The following is a 21,326-nucleotide window of genomic DNA, read 5'->3' on the forward strand; positions in this document are numbered from 1 at the left end:
CCGCGTTGTCATTGCATTCTCGGCGGGCTAACGGACAGGAGAGGCGTTACGGACCTGGATCAGGTCGCGCTCTACTTTTAACGGACCGAGGAGGCCTTATTCCGGGTTTTCTTTATCAAATGCTGGCTTGGGGGCCGAATAGGGACTCTGGGGTCCGTTAGCTCGGGAAATGGACGGGAAATGAGCAAATAAGGTCGCTGAGGTCCGTTACAGCTCGGGGTTACCAGCAAACAGTGGCAAGTTAGCATTGTCCGGTGTCCGGTGAGCAGTTCCAGTAATCATTGACTATTATCCGGTGTCTAGTGACCAGTGTCCAGTATCCAGCGACCAGTAATCAGGGAGGGTCCTCCCAACTTCACCGACCTCGTCTCTCCGTTGTTTAGCGGTAGGCGGGGTCCTTTCTATTACCAGCGTCTAATCTTGGGTCATCGTGGAATTTGTATTAGTTTTTGTTGTTTCGCTGAATCCCGCAAGTAAGCGCTCTCCTCTATACTGAGGGATATAGAGACAACCAAGAGGGGAGTTCGAAACATGAAACGTAGCGGATTTTGGAACGACGTGAAGAAGTATAAAGTCCTGCTGCTGATGCTGACGCCGGCCGTCTTGTTCTTCCTGCTATTTGCCTACGTGCCGATGGCGGGGATCGTCCTGGCATTCAAACAATACAACTACACGGGCGGGGTGTTCGGAAGCCCCTGGAACGGGCTGGACAATTTCCGGTTTTTCTTCGACTCCGGGGACGCCTGGCGGGTGACTCGCAATACGGCTTTGTATAACATTGCGTTTATCGTGGTGAACAATGCGGTGCAGATTTTTGCAGCAATCCTGCTATTTGAGGTCGCCGGCAAATGGTTCCGTAAAATTACGCAAACGGTGATGTTCTTACCTTACTTCATATCCTGGGTTGTCGTTGGCGCGATCGCCTATAACCTGTTTAATTATGATTACGGTACGATCAACGTGCTTCTGAACGCGATCGGCTTGGAATCTCTTGATATTTACAATACGGCCGCCTATTGGCCAGTCATCCTCATCGTGGTGTCGGCGTGGAAAACGCTGGGCTACGGGACGATCATGTACCTGGCAGCCATCACCAGCATTGATACCGAGATGTATGAAGCCGCCGAAATCGACGGCGCCAATGTTTTCCAACGGATTCGCAAAATCACGATTCCGAACCTCTATCCGACGGTCATCATTTTAGTGCTGCTGGCCATCGGGAATATTTTCCGCGGGGATTTCGGAATGTTCTATAACATGGTTGGCAATAACGGCTTGCTATTCTCCTCGACCGATGTCATCGACACCTTCGTGTTCCGGATGCTCACGACCTCGAACGAGATCGGGATGTCCGCCGCGGCGGGATTCTACCAGTCCATTCTGGGTTTCGCGACCATTATGCTGGCGAACTATGCCGTACGCAAATACGACAAGGACCGGGCTTTGTTCTAAGTGGCGTGCAACGGCATCCGGAGGAATCAACACGATTGAAACGAGTGGAGGTTAACGCTTATGAGTATGATGGCTCCCAACATGCAACCGGCTGCGAAGCCGGAAGCCTTAAAACACAAATCGATCGACCGTCTGCTGCTGCAGATCATCGGCTACATTGCTTTGACTTTGCTGGCGGTCTTTTGTCTCTTCCCCTTTATCCTGGTGATTTCCTCCTCCTTAACGGAGGAGAGCAAAATTATTGAAAACGGGTTCCAGCTCATCCCGACGGCTTTCTCCATGGAAGCCTACGGCATCCTGTTCAAGTATCCGCAGGAAATGCTGAAGGCGTACGGCATTACGATTTCCGTCACTTTGCTGGGCACGCTGTTCGGGTTGTTCCTCACCTCGATGACAGCTTATGTGCTGGCGCGTAAGGATTTTAAATGGCGCAGCCACTTCTCGTTCTTCTTCTTCTTCACCACGCTGTTCAGCGGAGGGCTTGTACCTTGGTACCTGCTGATCGTGAACTATCTCGATCTGAAGGATACGCTGATCGTGCTGATTTTGCCGATGCTGATGAACGTGTTTTACATCATCGTGATGAAATCATTTATGAGCAGCATCCCGGAAGCGATCATCGAGTCGGCCAAAATCGACGGGGCAGGCGACTTCCAAATCTATCTGCGTTTCGTCATTCCGCTATCGAAGCCGGCGCTCGCCACCATCGGGTTATTTATCGCCCTAGGCTACTGGAACGACTGGTATAACGCGCTGTTGTTTATCTCCAATTCCGACCTGATGCCGCTGCAGTACTACCTGTACCGCCTGCTTGGCAACATGGACGGCATGCGTAAGGCGATGATGGCGGCGGGAGCCGTTGTCTCCTCGGATATCCCGACGGAGAGCCTGAAGATGGCCATGACGGTCGTGGCCACCGGCCCGATCATGATCGCGTATCCATTCATCCAACGTTACTTTGTGCAAGGCTTAACGATTGGGGCTGTGAAAGGATGACCTCGGGGCAACCCGGTTATCACATAGAGGAGGTTTAAAAAGGATCATCATAACCTGAACCTTTTGACCTCTCATTCATTCAAAGCTTTCATCTATCATAATTTTAGGGGGAACATCCGTCATGAAACTGAAAAAGAAAGCAACGTTTCTTGTGGTTATGGTACTGGCGTTAACGACCTTGCTGTCCGCTTGCGGCGGCGGCGGGAACAATAACGCGAGCAGCAGCAACACTCCGAACACGGCGGCTCCTACCAATGCGGAGACCAATACCGCAGCAACGGAAGGGACCGTCGATACGTCCCAGGAAGTGACGCTGAAGCTGCTGATGATCGGCAGCAAACCGGCGGATTATGATGAAGTATACGGCGAGCTCAACAAGCTGTTGAAAGAGAAAATCAACGCAACAGTTGAAACCGAGTTTCTGGATTGGGCCGACTGGACCCAGAAATATCCGCTGAAATTTGCCGCCAATGAGGACTTTGACATCGCTTACACCGCGAACTGGGCTTTTTACAATGACCAGGTGCTCAAAGGAGGGTTCCTGGAGCTGACCGACGAGATGCTGCAGAAATACGCTCCAATGACTTGGGAAGCCATGCCGCAAGCCTCTTGGGATCAATCCAAGGTGAACGGCAAGCAGTATATGGTGCCAAACAACAACCAGGAAGTGACCGACAAGGTTGTCTTGGTTCGCGAAGACCTGCGCAAGAAATATAACCTCGAGCCGGTCAACAGCCCGGAAACCTATGCCGCTTATTTGAAAGCGATTGGGGCGGGTGAGAAAGGGATCAATCCTTTTGGAGCGAAACCGGCCGATGGCTGGAAATGGCATGAGCTGGATCAAATTTTGCTGGAGCAGCAAAACGAATGGAACCTGGTGGATTACAACTTCCCGCTGGCCTACAAATTGGACGATGCATCGGGGAAAGTGTTTAACGTCTACGATACGCCGGAATTCACCGAACTGGTTAAGTATTATAAGGATTTGGCCGACAACAATGGCTGGTCCAAGAACATCGTAAGCAACAAAAACGACGTCTTCCAAGACATCAAAGCCGGGAAAACCTCCTCTTATGCGCAAAACCTGGGGACGATCTCGAGCAACGTTGGCGAAATCCGCCGCGACAAGCCGGAAATGGAAGTCACCGTAGCTGACTTGACGCCGGATAAGAAGAAAATCGGGGCCATTTCCACACAAAACGGGATGGCGATTCATGCGACTTCCAAAAACGTGGAACGTTCGCTGATGCTGATCGACTTGCTGCAAAACGACAAGGAAATCCACGACTTGACGATGTACGGCATCGCCGGCAAGCACTATGAGCCGATTGGCGACGACAAGTACAGCCCAGGCCCAAGCTTCAACAACTACAACCTGTCGGGCTACTCCGTATGGGGCTGGAACTCGCTGCTGAACCGTACCGACTCTTCCTATCCGGAAGAAGGCAACCAAATGCTGGCCGACTGGCAGTCGAAAGTGTACCACTTCCCGTTGGAAACCTTCGTGTTTGACGATTCCAAAGTGAAGAACGAAGTGGCGAACGTTGGCAACGTCATGCTGCGTTACGCAATTCCGCTGGAATACGGCCTGATTAAAGACCTGGAGAAAGGTCAAGCCGACCTGAACAAACAGCTGCAAGCGGCCGGTCTGGATAAAATTCAACAAGAGCTGCAGAGCCAAATCGACGCATTCCTTGCCGCACAAGCCCAATAAGCAGGCGGGGGGTGAAAGGAGGGGACGCCGGTCCCCTCTTTTTCATTCATGGCAACGTCGAAGGATGTTTGGAGGAAGGACCGTTGGGGAGAGTGTCGAACTGTAAAAGTACATTTGAATTTGAGAAAATCCCCTGATATCAGCGTGTGAAATGCAATTGTACAGCTGGTAGGTGACGTTTGAGGTTAAAAGGGCTGTTTGCCCGGAAATAAACTGCACTTTTGCAGTTGAGCAGCCGCAATTGGGGCATTTGACCGGAAATCAACTGCACTTTTGCAGTTAAGCGGATGTAAGTAGGGCACTTGCTCGATATCAACTGCACTTTTGCATTTCGGGAGATAAGGTTCGGCCCGGGAGAGACCTTCAGCCCGAGAAATACAGTTCCGCTCAGGAGGTATAGTTCCCTTGGGAGATGTAGTTCCCCTGTGAGATGCAGTTCCCCTGGGAGATGCAGTGCCCCCCGAAAGACGTAGTTCCACTAAAGTCATACAGATCAGAAACGGAGAGGAGATATTCTGATGAGTAGAAACTCAACACCAAAACCGATGAAATACCCGCCTATCAGCGACAAATTGCCAGTCTTCATGCACGGTGCCGACTATAATCCCGACCAATGGCTACACGATCCGCAGGTGCTGGCCGAAGATATTCGGCTGATGAAGCTGGCCCACTGCAATGTGATGGCGATCGGCATCTTCTCCTGGGCTTCGCTGGAGCCAGAAGAGGGAGTTTACCGCTTCGAGTGGCTGGACCGCGTGCTAGACACGTTTGCCGTGAACGGCATTTACGCCTGGTTAGCAACGCCAAGCGGAGCTCGGCCGGCCTGGATGTCGGAGAAGTATCCGGAGGTGCTGCGCGTTGAGAAGAACCGGGTGCGCAACCTGCACGGCATGCGTCATAATCACTGCTTTACCTCCCCGGTCTATCGGGAAAAAGTAACGCAAATGAACACCCAACTGGCGGAGCGCTACTCCAGCCATCCGGCAGTGATCGGCTGGCATGTGTCCAACGAATACGGCGGAGAGTGCCATTGCGACTACTGCCAGGACGCCTTCCGCGCCTGGCTGAAGCGGAAGTACGGATCACTGGATGCGCTGAACCGCGCCTGGTGGACCAACTTCTGGAGCCACACGTACACGTCCTGGTCGCAGGTGGAATCTCCGGCGCCACACGGCGAGATGATGGTGCATGGACAGAATTTGGACTGGCGCCGGTTCGTGTCCGACCAGACGATTGATTTCTACAAGCATGAGATCCAGCCGCTTAAGCAAATCAACCCAGAACTGCCGTGTACGGTGAACATGATGGACTTGTTCTACGGGCTGGATTACCGCGAGTTTGCCAAGGTCGTGGACGTCATTTCCTGGGATGCCTACCCGATGTGGCATGAGGCGGATTCCGACGCCGGCGTGGGGTCCTGGTTTGCCTTTAACCATGATTTGTTCCGCTCGCTGAAGCAAAAACCGTTTATGCTGATGGAAAGTACGCCGTCGCTCACCAACTGGCAGCCGGTCAGCAAGCTGAAGCGCCCGGGCATGCACAAGCTGTCCTCGCTGCAGGCGGTGGCCCACGGCTCCGACACGGTACAATATTTCCAATGGCGCAAAAGCCGCGGCTCCAGCGAAAAATTCCACGGCGCGGTCATCGACCATGTCGGGCATGAGCATACGCGCGTGTTCGAGGATGTTGCCGCGCTTGGCCGCACGTTGTCCGGCTTGACGGAGGTTGTGGGGACGACCGTTCCGGCCGAAGCGGCGATCCTGTTTGATTGGGATAACCGTTGGGCGATCAATGATGCGCAGGGGCCGCGCAACAAAGGCATCCATTACGAAGAGACCGTCATGCAGCAATACCACGCGTTGTGGGAGCTGGGCGTACCGACGGACATTATCGGCTCATTTGACGATTTTAACGGCTACAAGCTGCTGGTCGTACCGATGGCTTACCTGTTACGCGAGGAAACCGGAGCCAAGATGGAGCAGTTCGTGAAGGACGGCGGTACCCTGTTCGTCACGTATTGGTCGGGCATCGTCGACGAGAACGATCTGTGCCACCTCACCGGTTTCCCGGGACCGCTGCGCAAGGCGGTGGGCGTTTGGGCCGAGGAAATCGACGGCCTGCATGACCATGACCGCAACGCGTTGATTCTGGAAGACGGGAATCCGCTGGGCTTCAGCGGGACGTATGAGATTCATGAGCTGTGCGAGCATATTCATGCCGAAGGCTCCAAGGTGATAGGCGTTTACCGTGACGATTTTTACGCAGGGAAGCCGGCCTTGACGGTAAACGAGCTGGGCCAAGGCAAAGCGTATTATTTGGCCGCCCGGGTCAGCGATCCGGCCTTCTACGAAACGCTCTACGGTAAGCTAGTGCAGGAAGCCGGCGTTCGCCGCGCGTTGGAGGCCGACTTACCGGCCGGCGTCACCGCACAGCTGCGGACGGACGGTCAGCACGAATTCGTCTTCGTGCAGAACTTCTCCGGCCGCGCCGCTCGCGTCGAGCTCGACCGCCGCAGCTACACCGATGCTGAAACCGGCCGGGCGGTGGGCAGCACGATCGAGCTGCCGGTCAACGGGATCGCGATTTTGAAACGTGAGGCATAAACCGATGAAGCCCTTTATCCATGGCATGGATGTGTAGTTTCTGGAATGAAGAGATTCACTTCTGCTTGTTTGTAGAGTAGAAGTGAGTCTTTTTTTTGCCTTATGGACATGCTCTACGCCAACAAAAAATAACCCAAAGGATAGCAGGAATTAATTAATTTCATAGGGAATCCGTAGAAGAATATAAAATAATAGTAAATTTGTATTCGGGGTGAAGGAGTTTTGGGTGCATGAAATTTTTGTATATTCTGATGTTTGTGTCGCTTTGGTCATTGGGCCTCATTTTTCTGTTTCACCGCAGAAGAAGTAATCTTTGGATTGCCTTAACGATGCTGCTTGGCGGAGCCGCCAGTTACGCTTTTGCAATGCACCTCACCATTATGCCCGTGTTTAAGGGGGCCGAGTGGCTGCCTGAAAGTGTCAGTCGCATGCTTTACTTGTCCACTGTGGTGGCCATGAACATCCATTTCTATCTCCTTCCCTTTGCGTTCTTTATGGGCGGCCTATGGCTAAACGAATCGATGAGAACCCGGTTAAAACAGGGGCTGTCTTTCCTGGGTTTTGTCGGCGCGATGGCCTTGCTTGTCACGCATTTGCGACTTGAACCATGGAATTCGTTCGAGGTGGAGCGTTTTCGATATTGGGACGGGATCTACGTTCTTCTGGGCTGCTACTTCTATTACCGTGCATATGCCCGTGAAAGGGATCCGCAGCTGCGGCGGGTCCGGAGAAGAACTCTGGTGTTTCCGCTCATTATGTGTTGGGCATATACCAGTGATTACCTTGGATTCGAATCCCTGAAGCTGGGGTGGTGGAGTCTTGAACTCGATAGCAATGGCATGTGGCATGGCAATGTGATCGTGATCTTAGGCGCGGTGGCAGTTATTCTGTTCTACACGGTGCGATACGGGTTTCTGGGTATTAAGCTGCGCATCGAACGGGAGCGTTTGGACTATTCCATCCGCACGCTGACGATGGGGGTATCGATTCTGAACCATACGATCAAAAATGAGATCCAGAAAATCGACTACTTGGCGGAAAAATGCAGCGCGTTGCTGCAATCGGGACATACCGGGAAAGCCGCCCATACGATTGAGCAGGTTCATGGATTAACCCGTCATTTGCTGCACATGGTGAATCGCATAAAAGATAAAGCGGAGGATATTGTCCTAGATGAGGGGGAACTCGAGGTGGGGTCGCTGATCGACTCCGTGATCCGCTCAGCAGCAACGCTGGTGGAGAATCGTCCGGTAACCCTGTCCTCCGAGTATGAAGCCGATGGACGGTTGATCTGCGATGCGGTACACGTCAGCGAGACGTTATCGAATCTGATTCGCAACGCCTTGGATGCCATGCCCTCCGGCGGTGCGATCACTCTCCGTTCCGCTGTAACGCGCCGGGATTTCCGGATTGAGGTTAGCGATACGGGGAACGGGATCCCGCATGAGTACATGTCCAAGATCTTTGAGCCCTTTTTTACGACGAAGAAGAACGCCTTAAACTATGGGCTGGGCTTATCCTATTGCTCCAGTGTTCTCAGCAAGCATGGAGGCAAGCTGACCGTTACCAGCGAACCCGGAAAGGGGACCACGTTCATTCTTCACTTCCCGTTGGTTCGCTATCGGCCAACAAATCCGTCCCGCAGACTGAAGGCGGCCAGCAAATTGAGGGCCTGGGCCGATCGGGCTAATCCATCTTAAATTGCGTTAATTTATTTTTGATGCTGCGCAGCTGGGATTTGATCGTATTCGTCGATTTATGCAGACGCTCGGAAATCTCCCGTTTACTGAGACCGGTCTTGCGCAGGTCGAACACCTCGCGTTCCGTTGGCGTTAGCTCCATCAGTTGCATTTCGCTGCGCATAATCCCTGCGGCGTCTGAATGGATCGAGGACCGCCCGGTTTGGGCTTCGCGAATCGCCTGCAAAATATCCTGATAACTCGCTTTGTTAATGTAATTGATGGCACCGAGACGAAACGATTTTAGGATCACTTCCGCTTCGGTGATTGAAGTTAACATAATGACCTTTACCGAATCCTGCAAGGGAAGCCACAATATTCGCTCCGCCGCTTCAAGGCCATCCAGCTGGTTGCCTGTCAAGTTGATGTCCATCAGCACCACGTCGATCTTCCGCCGACTCGCGGCTTCGAGCGCTTCTTCCTTCGTGGCCGTCACGGCAACCACCTCAATGTCTGGCTCATCGCTTAAATCCGCACTGATATGATCCCTCCAGAACGGATCGTCTTCCACCAGCATGACACGGATCGGCTCCATTTCCCAGCCTCCTCTTACAGAAGTTTACAAGTAAGTCCAGTATAACAAACGATCCGATGCCCGCAATAGGATGATTTCTCTTCACCCCCAGGTGAAGAAATTTCATCCTATTCGGCGTGTCTGGGAACCCCCTATAATCCGAAATGCGGCCGGAATGGTTCGTTGAATGGATCACTTCGCGAAGAAACGGGGGATGGGGTTTATAACAATAACAATTCGCTGGAAAAGGTAAGAGGGCTTCGGCCTAAGGGAGGGACTTTAACGTGTTATTGGCCGAGGAGGTAGGCGGTTTAACGGAGTTGATCACGAAAAGGTTCCCCGATTCTATGGTTCATTGGTTCCAGGAGCCTGTTGAACCAGTCGCCGGGGATTTTGTGGTCATGCTGAAGCAGGAAGTCCGAAGGAGCGATTCGAGAAGCCATACGCTGCTCGAGCGCCAATATACGATCGGTTACTATGCAGGCGCAGTGGAAGCCGCGTTATACGATATGGAGTCGCTCAGCCGATATGTGATGAACGAAAGTACAGGCTCGGATGAAGGAGCAGGTGCCGGCATGAAGCCGATCCGGGTGGAGTCGTTTACGATCACCTCCGCTGAACGGATAGAGAACGGTTTGCACAAATGCCAGAGTACACTGCAGCTACAATCGCGCGAACCGGTGATGTTCCGATCGCAGGACAAAATCAAACATATGGAATTTCGCACGACAAACAACTGAAAGGTGGCATGAAGTCATGGGTGGAACATGGGATACAACCAGCTTGCCGGTACGGCCTGGTTTATACATTAATTTCGTGGAGGCGGCCGCGGCGCAAATCAAAGGGGGAGCTCGGGGAACCGTGGCATTGCCGTTGTTTCAGTATGAGGGAGCGGGTGCCGGTCAATTTTTTACCGTGGAAAAAGAATCCGAGGCCGCCAAATGGTTCGGCGACGCGTTTGTGGAGCCAATCCGCCTTGCTCTTTTGGGAGGAGCGAAAGAGGTGCTTGTTTATACGGTGCCAGTACCGAGCGGCGGAGGGGATCCAGTCGCTGCTGATTATGCCGCGATTCGCGACGTATTTAGCACCCGGCATTTTAACGTGTTTGTTTTTCCGGGAGAAGTCCCAGCCAGCGAACAAAAGGCCACGTTAAAATGGTGCGCGGACAGCCGCGACGATGAAGGCAAGCACTTCCTGACGGTGTTCGGCGGCAAGGCCGAAGACGATCTGGATCCTGTGAAGGGCAACCAACGCAGCGTGGATCTGGCTGACGATTACGCGGTGAATTTAATCAGCGGCGTCAACATCGAAGGGACGGTATACAGCTCCGCGCTTTACGCTCCTTACATCGCCGGATTAATTGCGGGAACCGGAATCAACAAATCGATTACGTATGCTCCGGTGTATGCAAGCGACGTGGCCAAACGGCTGCGGAATACGGAGATCAATACCGCCCTGCAGAAGGGCTCGCTTGTTCTGGTTCATGACGGGGAGAAGGTTAAGGTGGAACAAGGCCTGGTCACGAGTGGGAAGAAGGTTCGAGCCATGCGGGCGCGTCAAGCGATTTCCACCGATATTACGAAGGCAGCCGCCGATGCGTATATCGGCAAGCTGGATAACAATGCTGACGGGCAGGCCGCGCTCATTTCGGCCGTCAAAGCTTATTTGGAGCGGCTGGAGCTGAACAATGTGTTGACGGATATCGCAGTTACGCTGGACCCGGATCGGCAATCGGAAGGCGACACCGTGTATTTACGGATCGCCTTTACGGAGATCGACAGCATGGAGCGGATTTTCCTAACCATTAAGGTGTAGGAAGAAGAGGAATAAATCTCATTAGGAGGGGTATCAGTGCTGGATTCAACCCGAGTGATCAATGGAACTTTCGGATATGTGTATTACGATGGTCGCTGGCTGACCAACGTCAAATCAGCGGAAGCCAACGTGGAAATTACCAAGGAGGAAATCAAACGTTCCGGTACGCGCTGGACGGCGCATAAAGTAACCGGACTCAGCGGCTCCGGGACGATTACCGGGTATAAAGTGACCTCCGAGTTCGTCGAGCTTATCGGACAAATCGCCGATGACAAACAAGGTGCCTTTACGACGGAGTTGATCTTGAAGCTGGAGGATCCGGAGTCCTATGGAGCGTACAGAGTTCGATTGAAGGGCGTTACTTTCGATAAAATCCCGTTGATGCATTTCGAAGTGGGCTCCATCGTGGAGGAAGAGCTTCCCTTTAATTTTACCGGCTACGAATTGTTGGATAAACTCGTTGCGGAATAACGGGCGAGGTGATCAGTTGAAAACATGAATGCGATGCAGGCGAGGGCAATCGTAGGAACCTTTTACGTACTTGCCCCCCATCCATTGGGGAATACACCATTTTTTAAGGAGATGAAGATCGATGGCGATTACGGATAACCGACAAAATCACGTACTCCAGGCTTTGCTTGGGGCGGACAGTAAACCGAAAAGGGACGTTCCGATGAAACGGCTTGGCGTGGATTTTCAAATTCAGGCGTTGGACGGCAAAACGATACACCGAATCCAGGAGCAGTGCACCCACTTCACCGGAAAAGGGCCTAAGCGGGAAAAGGTGCTGGACGATGAACAGTTCGGTGCCCTGGTTATCCAGAAGGCATGCCTGATCCCGGATTGGTCGGCCAAGGAGCTGGTTGAGAAATACGGGACCCCAACCGAAGCGATCCTCGGGTTGTTGTTGGCCGGTGAGATCGCCAAGCTGTCCGCAGAAATTTTGGAAATCAGCGGCTTCGACAGTGATGAAGATGAAATAAAAAACTGATCAAAGCGGGCGGAGAAGCCTTCCTGCTGCATCTGATCTTCCAACGCCATCACTTGCCGCCGGATGAGGTGTACAACAAAGACGAGAACGTAAAGAGGTTTATGTACGCCTCGATGATGCTGCAATTGGAAGAGGAGGAGAAGGCGCGCAAGGAGCAGGAGAGAGCCGCCCGCAGGCTGAAGCCGTAAAGGCTGAACAGGGGAGGCGAGGAGGTTGAGCTCATCGGCAGGCGGGAGTATTCCCGACTTTTCGAAGGCGATGTTAAATGACTTGAATAAGCTCAACAAAATGATGAGCCAGCTGCAAAAAACAACGTCCCAGCTTGAGCAGGTCAGCGGGTTTGCCCGCATCGGGAAAGAGCTGGAAGCGACGCAGAGCACCGGGGCTAAAGTGGCCAAACAATTCGTTTCATTACAACTCGCAGCGGGTGCAACCGCTGGGGTTATGCGGAAAAAGCTGGCCGCGATGAAGCCGGCCGTCGACAACTTTATGCTGGATTTGTCTTGGGCAGTTAAGGCCAAGGCGGAAAGTGTATCCAAAGGGGCGAAGGCGCTGGGCAAGCCAATTGCCGGGGTGTGGCAGAAGGTTCAGGACAAGAGAGCCGCTTCGGCCAAGAAGAAGGCGGACGATGCTCTGGCTGCGCAGCTCGGGTTCCCGGTTGGACCCAACACTCCGCCGAAGTTAAAAGGAATCAAACGGCTGCAAAATATCGCAGGCAACACCGCGATTCAGAACCTGCCGGAAGACCGGAAGAAGATGCTCTCATCCGCGGCTAGCACGGCAGGCAGCCTACTCGGTCAACTGCAGGATCGGTCGCTTGCGGCTGCCAAGGAATTCAGCACGGCAGTGGGGACCCTGCGTGCCGCTTCAATGGCCGGCCCTGGCCAAATGAAAGGGATGGTCGCGTCTCTGCGAGAGCTTGGCGGACAGGTGCCGCAAAACCTAAATGAGATCGCTGGTGTGATGGGGACATTGAGCGGCAAAGCCAAGCTTACGGGAACGACGTTAACCGAAATGTCCAAAACGGTGTTGGATGCTTCGCGATTAAGTGGAGCGAACAGTGCCGAAGCGGCCAACGCAGCGGCTTCGGTCATGAGTGTTTGGGGCAAGAAGGCCGGCGAAGGAACTTTGATGATGGACCAATTTTTCGCTGCAAGCCGTGTTAGTGGGGCAGGTATGGGGGATTTACTCAAAAATATGGGCTCGCTTGGCATCCCCTTGCAGCAAATGGGGCTTAGTTTTGAGCAGTCGATGGCCTTGATGGCCAAATGGCAATCTTCCGGATTAACCCCAATCCAGGATGCGCTCCGAAAGGACATAAAAGGGGAAGGCCTTGCCGCTATTACCGCTAAGATTAAAGCGGCGGCGACCGAGTCGGAGGCCGCAGCTGTGGCTGCTCAGTACTTTGGTCACAGCGTCAGCGGCGATCTGGTATCCGCCCTGAAGAACGGGCAGGTTGAATTTGGCGGCGTAGTTGCGGCGATGAATACGGCAGGAAACGCGATTCGAAACCAGGCGGGCGAGGTCCAAAGCTTCGGTGACAAGTGGAGTATGCTGCAGAATCGGATCACCGTGGCGTTAGCCCCGTTAGGGGAAGCCTTGCTGCCCCTTGGTGAAGCCCTAGCCTCCGTCGTTGAAGTCTTAACCCGGGACGGGGATATCGTACTGGCTACGATCGGCTCCATAGCCGCTTTGCTGCTTGGCGTTTTTGCGCCGGCCTTATGGGCTTCTGCGGTAGCGGGATGGGCGGCTGTTGCACCATTCCTTCCGATTATTGCCGCCGTCCTGCTGGTAGGGGTGGCCGTTGCTGGGTTGGCATACGCCTTCAAGTACCACATGGATTGGATCGTGGAGCAGGTTAACAAAGTGAAGGATAAAATCAGCTCCTTCCTCAGCGTGTTCGATATTTTCAGCGGTGACGAGAATGAGGGGGCCGGTGGTAATGCAGCAACATCAAACGGAGGTCCTCCGACGAGCCGCTATCATGGCATGTCTTATGTGCCCTATGACGGAATGATGGCCCGGCTACACAAGGGAGAGCGCATTATGACGGCTGCCGAGAACCGGGAATTCTCAAACGGGGCAGGCGGGGGAGCCGCCATATCGATTACAGGCAATACGTTTCACGTCCGCCAGGAATCCGATATCGACGCGATCGCTAGAGCGCTGGCCCGCGAGATCAAAGCGGCGGGAGGGTTGATGGCGTAAATGGCATCACTTGAATTTTGGTTAAAGACCATCGATGAGAAGGAATGGTTGTGGTTACCGGTGAATCCGGAACAGGTATCGGTAAAAAGCTCGCATGGTTATGAGGACATCCAGGTTACGCAGTTAGGAGAATACACGGTCATCGGAGAGGCGGCGTTAAAGGAGTACTCGTTTGCTTCTTTTTTTCCGCGTGACTATCATCCCGGATATTGCGAATATGAGAATCTGCCGGATCCCTGGGCAACCGTGGAGAAGATCGAGTCTTGGATGCGAAGCCGACGTCCCATTCGACTCGACATTACAGGCACGAAGCTCAAAGGGCTGGTGACTCTCCGTTCTTTCCAATACAGCGAACGCGCGGGGAACCCGGGTGACGTTTTTTTCGAGCTGGAGTTGAAGGAGTATAAGGAAATGCAGTTCCGTCAAGTGGAGACGACCGGGTCAGGGAAAGCGATGGTGATTACGGGAGAATATCGCCCTGACACGAAGACACCTCCGGCCGCCTACATCGTCATCCCCGGGGATACGTTGTGGAAAATCGCACAGCGAACGCTCGGCAACGGCGACCGGTGGAGGGAAGTATACACGGCGAATCAAGCGGTAATCGGCAAGGATCCGAATCGGATCATCCCCGGTCAGAAGCTGGTGATTCCTTCATGAGCTGGAGCGTGACCTATAAGGATGAGGAGAAAGACGTTTTTTTGGATCCGATCGTCAAGTCCGTCAACTGGTCCGGCGATATCAAACAAGCCGCACGCAAGCTGGTCGTTGAGTTGTCCAACACCGGCGATCTTCGCGAATTGTTGATGAACCTCCAGAAAGGCGGAGAACTGCGACTTCTCCTGGACGATCAAGAGCTGTTTCGAGGCGTCCTATTTGCGGATGAGATCGACTCCAAGGGCCAGATGTCTTTAACGGCTTACGATGAAAACATTTACCTGACCAAGAGCAAGGATACAAAAATCTTTCGCGGGCAAACGGCCTCTGCGGTGGTGAAACGCTTATGTAACGAGTTCTCCATCCCGATAGGGGAAATTCAGGATACGGGTTATGTCATCCCGAAGCTGGTCTTGCGCGACAAGACCTTGTTCGAAATGATGGTCATGGCCTTGACTGAAAGTGAAAAGCAAACCGGCCAGCGGTTCTGGATCACCTCGAGGGAAGGTAAGCTGCAGCTGTTGGCACGCAAAGAGCAAAAGGGGAAGTGGGTGCTGGAGAACGGCGTTAACCTGCTTGGAGCCAGCTACTCACAATCCATCGAAGAAACGCGTACCCAAATCAAGGTTATCGGCGAGGACGGGAAAAAGAAGGAGCTGTCAGCCAGCGCCAAGGATTCGGAATTGATTCGGAAATTTGGCGTGATGCAGCATTTGGAGAAGCCGGATCAGGCGATGACCTCCTCCCAGATGGAGCAACGTGCGAAGCAGCTGCTTCAAGATTTGGCGACCATCGAGGATCAAGCGCGTATCGATTGCTTGGGGATCGCCGACGTGATTTCCGGTTCGTGCGTGTACGTTAAGGAATCGGTGACGGGCATTCTTGGCGGTTATTACGTGTCGGCCGACGAACATCGGTTTGAGCTCGGCCGCCATACCATGTCGTTAACCTTGTCGGCGACGGACGACATTCCCAAACTGGAATACAAGGAAGAGAAGAAGGGGGCCGGATAATGGAACGCATCGAAGGCTCGGGAGCGAGCCAGCTTGTGCAATTAATCCGAGCCATCGGCTACAACTCGGACATCACCTTGGAGTTGGCGACAGTGACAGCGCCGCCGCCTGAGTTGAAGATTAAAGTGGATCATATGAATGTGGAGCTGGAGAAGGACGATCTGATCGTGGCTCAGTCGTTAACGAAATATACGCGGAAAGTAAATTTAAAGAGCGAGGGAAAGACGGAAGTGTCTTCCACATCCCTCTCGTGGGTAGCTATTTTGACAACCCCAAGCGGGAGTGGTGAGATCACAGAATTCACTTCCTTCGGCATGTCCTCCGCAAATTTGACGGTACAGGAAGCCGAACTTGAATTCACAGATGAACTGAAGAAAGATGATCGCGTGATCGTAGCCGGCATTCATCAGGGGCAAACCTATCTTATTTTGGATCGGGCGGTGATGTACTGATGGCGTTGTCTCCGCTGCAAAGAAGAGAGGAGCGTTATGCAGAAGCCAAACCGGCAACGCTCCCATCCCGGACTTATGCACTCGATTTCGAAACGGGCCTGGTAGTCGAGCGGATCATAGACGGAACGGAAGCCGTACGTCAATTTATCCGCAAGGCGATCCAAACGGCGCGGTACCGGTATCTGATCTATAACAGTCAATACGGCTGTGAAATCGAAAGCTTGCTGGGCCAAGATATTTCCCAGCAGTTGCTCAAAAGTGAAATCACGAGGGTTATTACCGAAGCGCTTCGAGAAGATGATCGGGTTACTGCGGTCGACCAATTTCTCATCGTACGGGAGAACGATAAGCTGTTCGTGACCTTTACGGTTCATACCACAGAAGGGACAGTACAGCAGGAGGTGCGGATATAAACGTGTTTGAACATCAGACCAAAGAAGCGATTTTGCAGCGGATGCGGGACGCCTCGCCGAAGGAGATCGATACCCGGCAGGGCTCTATCACTTTCGATTTGCTGTCCCCTGCTGCGATCGAATTGGCGCATGCCTACATTGAGTTGGACCATGTGCTGAAGTTTGGCTTTGCCGGCCCAGAACAGCCTTCCGAGTACCTAGACCTCCGCGCCGGAGAACTTGGCTTGACCCGGCGTCCAAGCGTGAAGGCAGAAGGGAGGCTGGTGTTTAGGGGGGATGATGACACAGTCACCCGGGAGGAAACCGCCGTATCGACGGATGAAGAAGAGGCGGTTACTTTTTTCACGACGGGACCAGGGATCATCAAGCAGAAGAAAGCGACGGTAAAAGCCGTGGCGGCTGCCGGAGGGAAACGGGGGAATGTCGATAAAGGCCGAATTAAGCTGGTGCTGGGAAATCTATCCGGGATCGTATCGGTAACCAACCCCGAGGAATTTGTGAACGGCGCAGAGACCGAATCCGATGAATCGCTGTTGGTTCGTTATTACGACCGGGTGCGCCGGCCTGCGACCAGCGGTAATGCCTGGCATTACCGCCAATGGGCGCTCGAAGTGCGAGGGGTTGGCGACGTGAAGGTATTCCCCGTTTGGAACGGCGGCGGAACCGTTAAGTTATCCGTGCTGTCGGAAGATAAAATCGCCCCGGTTCCTTCCATCGTGGAGGCCGTCAGACAGGCTGTAGAGGAACGGCGGCCGGTAGGAGCTTCCGTCACCGTAACGCCTGCCCAGGAGTTGAAGATCAATGTTACGGCGAATGTGACGCTGGCTTCAGGAGCGGTATTGGCGAACGTCAAGGCGTTGTTCAGTGAGAAGTTAAAAGCATTCCTGGCCGACTTGGCCTTCCAAAGCCCGGTCGTCCCGTATAATCGGATATTCGGCTTGCTTCTCGATATCGAAGCTGTGACGGATTTCAAGAACCTGACCCTTAACGGGGTAGCCAATCAGAACCTGAATATCGGCGAAGAGCAGGTTGCTGTGGCGGGGACGGTGAATTTCGTTGTCTAGTCCAAGCAAAGTCGTCATGGCTCGAAATATCCAGAATGATATGATGGATTATTTACCTGATTACTATATGCCGAAGGAAGCCAGCGGAAAGCTGGGCATCGTCGGGAATTTGATGACGCGCGAAGCCCGGGAGTTGATGGATCTGAACGCCGAGATTCGGGAGGTGTTGGATCAGTTTTTTATCGATCGGGCGACTTGGGGGTTATCCGCTTGGGAAGGCATTTGCGGCATTCCAAGTGACGAAGATAAACCTCTGGAGCAGCGACGTTCGGTGATTAAGTCGAAGATTCGGGGAGCCGGGACCGTAACGCTGGCCGTGATCAAAGAGGTGGCGGATTCGTTTGAGAACGGAGAAATCCAGGTACAGGAAAATTTCAACCATTACGAAGTGGTGATTACGTTTATCGGCAAGCGTGGGGTTCCGCCGAATTTGCCGGATATGCAAAACGCGCTTCGTGAAATCGTCCCCGCCCATCTTCAATTGGTCTTCCAATTTACCTATTTACGATGGGAAGAGCTGGATTCTGCCGGTTTATCCTGGGAGGAACTCGATGCGCTTGATATGTCCTGGGATGAGTTGGAAATCTGGAAGCCTGGAGCTACACGAACATGAGGTTACGATGAAAGGGGAGTATTTATGCCAAAACTGCCTAGCGGTTTAACTACATTTGAGCCTTCTGATACCGTCAGGAGGACGGCTCAGAACGAGAATATCGAAGCGATTGATGCCTTATTTCGCGCGACCGGTGGCCATCGGCATACCGGTAAAGCCGGGGATGCGCCGCAAATCGGTACCGAAGGGATTGCTGTCGGGGCGATTACGTCGGACCGGATCGCTTTATCCGCCGTAACCGGGGATCGGGTTGCGCGTGCGACGCTTTGCCGCAGGCATTTGAAGTCCGGTCGGCTCAGCGGGAACGTCGCCAAATACAAGCCGTTTTCCGTTACGGGTGGAGTAGTCGTTGGGGTTCCCAATGCACCTTATCGACAATACGGCGACAATTATTGGATGGTCGACCGGAGATCCGTTTCTTTTCCTCAATCTATGACCGTGAATCTTACGACCGGGTATCCCGAGATCGAAGGAATCAGCTTCGAAAACAACTGGGTTGCCCCGCCGCGAAACTTCTTCGTTGAAATCGGCAATGACATTACAAATTGGACTAGAATATACACGTATTCCCATAGCGGCACGGATGAGCCTCCCCGATACCATCCGTTCGATCAGTTATTTACGGGATCGTATATACGGCTGACGCTGACGGATCCCGGGGCTCAGACGGATATCGTCCACGTCTCGGGGTTCGGTGTCTATAGTCGAGAAGTTCATGAGAGTCCTGACTTTCGAATCTATAAAGGATCGCTGCAATATTCTGAGGGATGGGGGTGGAAAGACGTGGGGATCAAAAATGTTCAGCGAGGTTCGGCGAGCATTTCCTATTTTTATCCGAATGGAACGGGGTCCACAGTGAGAGAGGTGACGATCTCCGCGGTAAATCCGCAAAAGACATTCGTCAACATCACCACCTCCGGGTTATCTCATTGGTTTCAATCTTCCCCTTTGATGGACGGTTCGGTTTGCGCGAGGCTGATCGACGGGAATAAATTGCGTTTTAACTTTTATGAGGGATTTTACGAGGCCTACGCGGAGATTTCCTGGGAGGTGATTGAGTTTGCCTAATTATTATGCGCAGATTGACGAAGAGGGTCGGGTGTTCGCGGTGAGCGAATTAGCCGGAGAAATCGAATCCCCGGACCTCATCCCGATTAGCCAGGAGCAATATCAGGGGGGGAACTTACTGTTCACACGATACGCAGAAGGCCGATTTACGGGGAATTTCGTCCGTATGGAGGCGGATAAGACCCAAATTCAGGCGGACGGTGAAGATACGGTGACGGTAAAAATCACTGTAATCGATTGTCAGGGACAGGTGCAAAAGGAGTTTAACGAGGAAGTGGCCGTTGAATTAAACGGAATACGGCAAACGGTGAAGACGGCGAAAGGCGTTGCGGAAGTGACGATCAGCAGCGAGGAGCCAGGGGTTTATGCCTTGAAAACAGCGGGTCTCGACCGCAATGGTGATTTAAAGGTGGTGGTCGTAGATGGCAACTAAGAAGCCGGCTGCCAAGCCGCATTTCCATATTCCGGCCGATCCGCTTCGCGTAAAGGTGGAGGAGCTCCAACATCAATTCGCTTCTCGCAAGCAGCAAAACCTCAAATCAACGGAAGTCACCCTGGACACCCTGTACGAAATGTTAAACGATGTCCTGGAGCAGCAGGCGTTGCTGCTGACGGCAATCCAGCGGTCCCAAAAGTAATCATTAAGCCATCTCTACCCCAATGGGGAGCGGATGGCTTTCTATGTTCTCCCCCCCTACCCAAAATGAAAACGTTGACATTCGCTAGATAAGAGATTATGGTGATGAAAACTAAATAAGATGTTTGTAATAAAACAAATATTTTAGTAGTCCTTCAGATGTAGTACGAATTTAGGAGGGGAAATCAAGTGAATAACACGTTTTTGAATCCGATTTTGTCAAATGGTGCCGATCCGTGGATTGTTCGGCATCCCGATGGAAGCTACTATATGTCGGTTACGTTGGGAGACCGCATCGCCCTTTGGCACAGCCAAACGCTGACCGGACTAGGGAGCGTAACGCCAAAGACGGTATGGATCCCCGAGCCGAATGGCCCTTTTTCCCACAACCTGTGGGCGCCGGAACTACATTGCATCGATGGATCCTGGTACATCTACTACACAGCCAACGACGGCGGCGGGGACGAGACAAGACGCGTCTGCGTGCTTGAACTTGAGGGCGAGGATCCGATAAACGGCGAGTGGCGGTTTAAAGGCGTGATGAATACGGAATTTCCGGGACTGGACGGAACGGTACTCCAGCATCAGGGGGAGCTGTATTTCTTTTATTCCGGTTACGGCTATTTTCCCGACTATGGTTCTGCGGTTTACGCCGTCCGCATGACCAATCCATGGACGCTGACAGGTCCAAATGTTCTGATTACGGCTCCGACGGAATCGTGGGAGAAGCAGGGCGGAATGGCGATTAACGAAGGGCCTGTGTTGTTGCGGCGCAACGGCTGGATCTTTCTCGTGTTTTCGGCAAGTGCCACTTGGTCGGACGATTACTGTCTCGGAATGACGAGGATCCCGGACACCGCGGACTTGCTTGATGCAAAGGCATGGATCAAAGAGGACGGGCCCGTCTTTGCCAAGCATCCAGCAAATGGGGTCTACGCGCCGGGGCACAACAGCTTTACCGTTTCTCCAGACGGCTCTGAGGACTGGATCGTTTACCATGCTTATGATTATCCCGAAGCGGATCAACAACGCTCGACGGGTTCACCCCGCAGTACAAGAATCCAAAGCTTTGGCTGGCAAGCGAACGGGATGCCGGACTTCGGGATACCCACCGGCATTGGCGTGCCGATTTCGCTACCTGCTGGGGAAGAGAGGGAATGCGATTAATTACAGTTTTTTTGAAACAAAAGCTTTGATTCGAACCATCAGTTTACTTCTTTAATAAAATCGATAAATACGCAAATGAAAGCGTTGACATCGCGTCGAACGAAGATTATAATCAACGCAAAGATACAAAAAAACTGTAACAAAACAATAATATTACTTCGTGATAACGGGCTGGATGATGGAGGGGGTTAGGCCGATCCGAAAGGGGCG

The 21,326-nt window shown here is 52.9% G+C and carries 21 protein-coding genes; 20 read left to right on the forward strand and 1 reads right to left on the reverse strand.

Annotation, left to right across the window (positions count from 1 at the left end; translation table 11 throughout):
- The first annotated feature begins 531 nt into the window (after positions 1–531).
- The 5 genes from BN3277_RS02820 (at position 532) to BN3277_RS02840 (ending at position 8,465) form a co-directional block, all read left to right on the forward strand.
- The gene (locus tag BN3277_RS02820) at positions 532–1,452 is read left to right on the forward strand and encodes an ABC transporter permease (RefSeq protein ID WP_059040791.1); all 921 of its coding nucleotides are present in this window, start codon (positions 532–534) and stop codon (positions 1,450–1,452) included.
- 81 nt (positions 1,453–1,533) lie between these two features.
- Positions 1,534–2,448, forward strand: coding sequence for a carbohydrate ABC transporter permease (locus tag BN3277_RS02825; protein WP_059040887.1), 915 nt, complete (start codon positions 1,534–1,536; stop codon positions 2,446–2,448).
- Between the two features lie 121 nt (positions 2,449–2,569).
- Positions 2,570–4,162: an ABC transporter substrate-binding protein gene (locus tag BN3277_RS02830; RefSeq protein WP_059040792.1), complete on the forward strand. Its 1,593-nt coding sequence runs from the start codon at positions 2,570–2,572 to the stop codon at positions 4,160–4,162.
- 518 nt (positions 4,163–4,680) lie between these two features.
- A complete protein-coding gene (locus BN3277_RS02835) occupies positions 4,681–6,765 on the forward strand; it encodes a beta-galactosidase (protein WP_059040793.1) in 2,085 nt (694 codons plus the stop codon).
- Between the two features lie 230 nt (positions 6,766–6,995).
- Entirely contained in the window at positions 6,996–8,465 is a 1,470-nt protein-coding gene (locus BN3277_RS02840) for a sensor histidine kinase (protein WP_059040794.1), read from the forward strand.
- Here the strand turns inward: BN3277_RS02840 and BN3277_RS02845 are convergent.
- Complete coding sequence (locus tag BN3277_RS02845) at positions 8,452–9,039, reverse strand: response regulator transcription factor (protein WP_059040795.1); 588 nt, start codon at positions 9,037–9,039, stop codon at positions 8,452–8,454. The genes BN3277_RS02840 and BN3277_RS02845 overlap by 14 nt on opposite strands.
- Before the next feature lie 263 nt (positions 9,040–9,302).
- Here BN3277_RS02845 and BN3277_RS02850 point away from each other — a divergent pair, with 263 nt between their 5' ends.
- From BN3277_RS02850 to BN3277_RS02920, 15 genes are all read left to right on the forward strand, one after another.
- Entirely contained in the window at positions 9,303–9,758 is a 456-nt protein-coding gene (locus tag BN3277_RS02850; RefSeq protein ID WP_059040796.1) for a hypothetical protein, read from the forward strand.
- A gap of 16 nt (positions 9,759–9,774) precedes the next feature.
- Positions 9,775–10,833, forward strand: a complete 1,059-nt coding sequence (locus tag BN3277_RS02855) for a phage tail sheath subtilisin-like domain-containing protein (RefSeq protein WP_059040797.1) — start codon at positions 9,775–9,777, stop codon at positions 10,831–10,833.
- A 36-nt stretch (positions 10,834–10,869) separates the two neighbouring features.
- Entirely contained in the window at positions 10,870–11,304 is a 435-nt protein-coding gene (locus BN3277_RS02860; protein WP_059040798.1) for a phage tail tube protein, read from the forward strand.
- A 121-nt stretch (positions 11,305–11,425) separates the two neighbouring features.
- Positions 11,426–11,824 (forward strand): phage tail assembly chaperone, encoded by a 399-nt coding sequence (locus tag BN3277_RS02865; protein WP_059040799.1) that lies wholly within the window; start codon positions 11,426–11,428, stop codon positions 11,822–11,824.
- A gap of 213 nt (positions 11,825–12,037) precedes the next feature.
- Complete coding sequence (locus tag BN3277_RS02870) at positions 12,038–14,032, forward strand: phage tail tape measure protein (protein WP_059040800.1); 1,995 nt, start codon at positions 12,038–12,040, stop codon at positions 14,030–14,032.
- Positions 14,033–14,692, forward strand: a complete 660-nt coding sequence (locus BN3277_RS02875) for a LysM peptidoglycan-binding domain-containing protein (RefSeq protein ID WP_059040801.1) — start codon at positions 14,033–14,035, stop codon at positions 14,690–14,692. It begins immediately after the preceding gene.
- Entirely contained in the window at positions 14,689–15,702 is a 1,014-nt protein-coding gene (locus BN3277_RS02880; RefSeq protein WP_059040802.1) for an XkdQ/YqbQ family protein, read from the forward strand. The genes BN3277_RS02875 and BN3277_RS02880 overlap by 4 nt, the downstream gene beginning before the upstream one ends.
- Positions 15,702–16,154 (forward strand): DUF2577 family protein, encoded by a 453-nt coding sequence (locus BN3277_RS02885; protein WP_059040803.1) that lies wholly within the window; start codon positions 15,702–15,704, stop codon positions 16,152–16,154. The genes BN3277_RS02880 and BN3277_RS02885 overlap by 1 nt, the downstream gene beginning before the upstream one ends.
- Positions 16,154–16,567, forward strand: a complete 414-nt coding sequence (locus BN3277_RS02890) for a DUF2634 domain-containing protein (RefSeq protein ID WP_059040804.1) — start codon at positions 16,154–16,156, stop codon at positions 16,565–16,567. Before BN3277_RS02885 ends, BN3277_RS02890 begins: the two co-directional genes overlap by 1 nt.
- 2 nt (positions 16,568–16,569) lie before the next feature.
- The gene (locus tag BN3277_RS02895) at positions 16,570–17,631 is read left to right on the forward strand and encodes a baseplate J/gp47 family protein (RefSeq protein WP_059040805.1); all 1,062 of its coding nucleotides are present in this window, start codon (positions 16,570–16,572) and stop codon (positions 17,629–17,631) included.
- Positions 17,624–18,244, forward strand: a complete 621-nt coding sequence (locus BN3277_RS02900) for a putative phage tail protein (protein WP_232436308.1) — start codon at positions 17,624–17,626, stop codon at positions 18,242–18,244. Before BN3277_RS02895 ends, BN3277_RS02900 begins: the two co-directional genes overlap by 8 nt.
- Before the next feature lie 24 nt (positions 18,245–18,268).
- Positions 18,269–19,312 carry a discoidin/SUN/FTP domain-containing protein gene (locus BN3277_RS02905; protein WP_059040807.1) on the forward strand — a complete coding sequence of 348 codons (1,044 nt, stop codon included), beginning with the start codon at positions 18,269–18,271 and terminating at the stop codon, positions 19,310–19,312.
- Positions 19,305–19,745: a hypothetical protein gene (locus BN3277_RS02910; protein ID WP_059040808.1), complete on the forward strand. Its 441-nt coding sequence runs from the start codon at positions 19,305–19,307 to the stop codon at positions 19,743–19,745. Before BN3277_RS02905 ends, BN3277_RS02910 begins: the two co-directional genes overlap by 8 nt.
- Positions 19,735–19,950 carry a hypothetical protein gene (locus BN3277_RS02915; RefSeq protein WP_059040809.1) on the forward strand — a complete coding sequence of 72 codons (216 nt, stop codon included), beginning with the start codon at positions 19,735–19,737 and terminating at the stop codon, positions 19,948–19,950. Before BN3277_RS02910 ends, BN3277_RS02915 begins: the two co-directional genes overlap by 11 nt.
- 188 nt (positions 19,951–20,138) lie before the next feature.
- Positions 20,139–21,116, forward strand: coding sequence for a glycoside hydrolase family 43 protein (locus BN3277_RS02920; protein ID WP_059040810.1), 978 nt, complete (start codon positions 20,139–20,141; stop codon positions 21,114–21,116).
- The last annotated feature ends 210 nt before the right edge of the window (positions 21,117–21,326 follow it).

Source organism: Paenibacillus rubinfantis (genome assembly GCF_001486505.1).
Lineage (GTDB): Bacteria > Bacillota > Bacilli > Paenibacillales > Paenibacillaceae > Fontibacillus > Fontibacillus rubinfantis.